At 47.1% G+C, this 4,669-nt stretch carries 3 protein-coding genes and 1 pseudogene; all 4 read left to right on the top strand.

The window, feature by feature from the left end; translation table 11 throughout:
- Positions 1 to 1,025 (top strand): annotated as a pseudogene (locus tag ACRBG0_RS20385) (hypothetical protein); the annotation flags it as partial.
- Between the two features lie 680 nt (positions 1,026 to 1,705).
- On the top strand, positions 1,706 to 3,799 hold the full coding sequence (locus tag ACRBG0_RS20390; RefSeq protein WP_431488696.1) for a T9SS type A sorting domain-containing protein: 2,094 nt from the start codon (positions 1,706 to 1,708) through the stop codon (positions 3,797 to 3,799).
- A 153-nt stretch (positions 3,800 to 3,952) separates the two neighbouring features.
- The gene (locus ACRBG0_RS20395) at positions 3,953 to 4,291 is read left to right on the top strand and encodes a hypothetical protein (protein WP_431488697.1); all 339 of its coding nucleotides are present in this window, start codon (positions 3,953 to 3,955) and stop codon (positions 4,289 to 4,291) included.
- Positions 4,284 to 4,634, top strand: a complete 351-nt coding sequence (locus tag ACRBG0_RS20400; RefSeq protein ID WP_431488698.1) for an HIT family protein — start codon at positions 4,284 to 4,286, stop codon at positions 4,632 to 4,634. Before ACRBG0_RS20395 ends, ACRBG0_RS20400 begins: the two co-directional genes overlap by 8 nt.
- Positions 4,635 to 4,669: the final 35 nt, after the last annotated feature.

Consider the following 4,669-nt stretch of genomic DNA (forward strand, 5'->3'; position numbering starts at 1 on the left):
GGAGCAGAGGAGATTCCTGGCAACAATGTGGACGAGAACTGTGACGATATCATAGGAACGCTACCTACAGACCTACTCACCTTTATAGGCGGTGATGCTGCTGGCGGAGAAGGCGATACGGTGATGATTCCGGTGACGGTAGAGAACTTTAATAATATCAGTGGCTTCCAGTTTACGATGGTCATTCCTGAGCCTGATCAGGGCACTTTCGTGGAATTTGTACCCAGCCCAGCGCTAACAGGTGTCAGCGTTAATCCAGCCAATGGCATCTTTCGGGTGATCTGGAACATTGCACTTGGAGCACCACCGCTCGATTTGTCAGATGATACGATCATCTTTTGGGTCAAGGTGCGCCTGAATGGTGAGCCCGGCGATTGTAGCGTTTTTAGCTTTAGCAATATCCCTACGGCGATCTCTGCGGTAGAAGGACTGGACAATAGTTTTGTACCAGCTACCATGAGTGGTACCTTCTGTGTGCGCGCTACGGTAAATATCAGCGGTACCCTTTTGACGGAGTACAATTTGCCGGTAAGTAATGCAGAAGTAGGTAATCCTGATGGACAGGTGTTTACCACTGCTACGGATGGAGTCTATACGTTCACTGAATTGCCTGCCGACCAGGATTACGTGATTGAACCTCATCGTGATATTGAGCATTCAGCTGGTGTTACGGTGGGGGATATAGTCCTTATTCGAGCACACATTATCGGTTTTCAGGATTTGAATTCCCCTTACAAGATTATTGCGGCAGATGCAACGGGTGATGATATTGTAACGGTGCTGGACCTGATCACTTTGCAACGATTGGTGATTGGGTTTTTGGATACATTTCCAAACAACGAATCGTGGCGATTTGTGCCTTCCGATTATGATTTCCTCAATCCATTGGCACCATTGGAGGAGGATTTTCCTGAAGCACTGCGCTTTACCAATTTGACAACGGATATAACGGATGGCGATTTTGTAGGCATCAAAGTAGGGGATGTCAATGAAGATGTGATCCTTGCTATTCAGGGCGGTTCGCCNNGTTGCTTTGCAAACTACGGATCAGGAATACGCTGCTGGCGAAATATTGAACATTCCGCTGTCTTTCGCTGATGGACAAACACCCGCTGGCTGGCAGTTCGCCTTCCACCTTCCCGCGGAAGAATTCGAGCTACTGGAGGTCATTGGCCCGGATGGGGGGCCTTTGTCTACGGATCAGTACCATCGCGATAAGCATTTACTACGAGTGATTTGGTACGACGATGATCTAGCAAAAGCCCGCCAAGCTACTTCGGAGTCACAGCTACAGCTCAGGGTGAAAGCGCTTCGCCAAGGGCAGCTAAGCAAAACCTTGGAGTTGGCCACCAAGGGTAACCGAATCGCTAATGTCCACGGACGAGAGGCAGTTGTCAATGATTTAATATTCCTGCCTGCCGAGGTTGTTTTTGAACCACTTCAAGTAAGTACTTGCTATCCTTTACCCTTCCGGGAAAAGTGTACGCTCACGCTTACCAGCACGCGAAAGGAATCAGCAACTTTAAAGATTCTAAGCCCCGGAGGAGCACTCATTTGGCAATCAAGCCGAGAGGTACTCCCAGGAGTACAGTCTTGGGAAGTTCCGTCGGAGAGATTACCCGGCGCTGGCTTGTATTTCTTCCAATTGCAAACGCCGACCAGTACTCATACAGGTAAACTAATTCACAATCGCTAAGCCATCATCATGAGAAAGTTATTTATCATTTGGGGTTTATGCTTGTTGGGAACACTGAGCAGCTTGCAAGCCCAGACATTGCCGGCACTTTTGTTGCCAGAAGCTGAATTGGGGAATACCAATGTAGCCTATCCACTTATGGTCACTGACTTTACGGCTATTGTCGGATTGCAATTAACCCTTAGTTGGAGCTCGGAGGCTTTGGTGCTTGATAGTGTTGGTGCTTATCAATTGCCAGGTTTGGCACCCTTTTCGTTCAATGTGGATAGCCTTGCTGGAACGCTACGTTTTATTTGGTTTGATGCTTCGTTGGAAGGTGTGACGCTGGCTGACGGAGCCGCACCTTTCACCATGTACTTCTCAGCGGGGGATACGCCCGCTGATACGAATCATGTGGTGTTTAATTTCGTACCAACGGTGCCACAAGTGGTGCAATTAGATAATGGCAACTTCAACGAGTTTGCACCCATGCTTGATGATGGTTTCATCACTTTGCGGCCCGGCTTGGCAATTGAAAGTCTTACGGTTGATCAGGTGACTTGTTTTGGTGCCAATAACGGAGCTGCTGCCATTCAGCTTACAGGAGGCCTTGCTCCATATCGCTACTTTTGGAACAATACAGAAGGCACAAGCATGATTGAAGACCTTACGCCAGGCAATTACGAGCTACTGGTGTTTGATAGCGACCTGGATACGCTAATGGCTAATTTTACGATTGTTGAACCTACAGAATTATTAACGGAAACGACGGTGACCAACGCGAGCTGCCTTGGCGCTGCCGACGGATCGATTGACCTCAGCGTAAGTGGCGGTACACCTGGTTATATTTTTCAGTGGTCCAATGAAGAAGAAACCGAAGACCTGGACAATTTACCTTTCGGTGAATATTCGTTGCTCGTTACGGATGATAATGGCTGTACGGCCTCTTTGGAAAATATCGCTATTGAAGCTCCAAACTTACTGGTTGAAACAATGGTTATCCAGCCTTCGTGTGCCAATAACAACGACGGTACGATCAGTATTGTCACCATAGGTTTGGAAAATATTGCTTACCAATGGGATTACAACAATGCCACCACAGCGAGTATTGAAGGTTTGCCGGCAGCAACCTATTCGGTGACCATTACGCACCCCAGCGGCTGCGAAGAAACTGCTACGGAAACCCTCACCATACCCGATGCTACTGACCCTGAACTTTCCATTATTTATGGCTGTGGCGACGACAACGTACGGATTCGCTCCAATCCGCCTGGTGATGTGGAGGACTATATGTACAGTTGGAGTACAGGGTCTACTGCTTCCCAATTATTTAACCTCAATGCAGGCAACTACGCCCTGACTTTTACAGATCCCAACGGCTGCGTTACCGAGGAAGAAGTTCTTGTTGAATACCGTCCACCTTTAGTTGTGGATGCTGTGGTAACGGATATTTCCTGTTTTGGTGCCAATGATGGAGCGATCAGTTTGCAACTCACTGGCGGCGAGCAACCCTATGTCTATGATTGGACAAATGGTGCTACAACTGCCTCCCTTGGCAACTTGTCAATGGGCGTTTATGAGGTCAATATCTCCGCAGGCGCCGATTGTAATGTTTTCCGTGCCTTTATGGTCAATGAACCGGCGCCGCTTGGGTTTACCACCGACGTTATGATGCAAAATGATGGCCTTTTTTCGGTTGTTGTGGCGGTGAGCGGAGGCACGCCCCCTTTCGTTTACAGCTGGAGTAACGGAGCGATTGGGGCTGTGCTCTCTGATTTGCCAGCGGGCACTTATGAGTTGCAAATTACGGATGCTGCCGGTTGTCAGTACACGGAGTCGGTGCTGGTGGGGGCAACGAATGCCACCGGGCCGGCGGCGGTCAATGCTTTGAAGATTTTTCCTAACCCGGCCCGGGGGGAGGTCAATGTGACGATCCCTGCAACGGGGAGTGTATCACTCGTATTTCAGGTGTTTAACCTTGCTGGACAGCAAGTAAATGTTCCTGCATATAAGAAGACGCAAGGCGCTTGGCGATTGGATGTATCACAATTGATTGCAGGGACTTACCTGGTAAGGGCTTCAGGGCGTGGGGGGTATTATTTCGGGAAAATGGTGGTGTTTTAGAGAGATGCTGTCTTTTAATGCATTGACAATCAGTGCTGAATGTTTTGCTCTGCAGAGGGCGTATATAATTAGGCAAATCGTAGGTCAATATCTAGCATCCACTTCGTTCTATCAGTGACTGCTACTATATTTGCTAGTATCAAAAAAACATCAATGAGCAACGATATACTTGATGAAGTTGAAAAATATACGGGCCCTCGTACTTGTCCTGAATGCGGTCATCAATTTCCATTTGGGCAATTCGTGAGGCAATATATAATGTCCTACGGCGGCTTATCTAAATGGGCTTGTCAAGGTTGCCGGGAATCACTAAAATGCGACTTTGTTAAGATTCAGGTTTTTTGGTTAGTTGGTATACTGCCTTTTGGTTTTTTATTTAGTGTTTTGATATCTTACTTTGACTTAGGCTTCCTCAATATTATTTTTTCGGCTCCATTTTTTGCTTTCGCTCTGCTAACATTATATTATGCGAAGTTCGAAAAATATGAATGACTTTTATTGTGAACAGGTAATCCCTGGCAAAGTCAAGGTAGACATCATTTTTGAAACAGATGAGGTTATGGCTTTTTATCACACTGATCCGTTCTGGGAAAAGCACGTTGTAATTATTTCTAAAGCACACATTGATTCTCTTTCCAGCTATCCAAATACAGCAAAACTGAACTTTGACTTTTTCGAAGCCATCAAGTTGGTCACTAAACTGTTTGAAGAGAAATACGGAGGATGCCGAATCTCATCAAACGTAGGAAACTATCAATCCAGCAAACACCTTCATTGGTACGTTCACTGCGGAACAAGACTCAGAGCCGAAAATGGCGAGCGTATTAAGACGTGACCTTCCGCACCCCGCACCCAAAATCGCACCTCGCA

Origin of the sequence: Lewinella sp., from assembly GCF_050633125.1 — a bacterium.
Classification (GTDB): domain Bacteria; phylum Bacteroidota; class Bacteroidia; order Chitinophagales; family Saprospiraceae; genus Lewinella.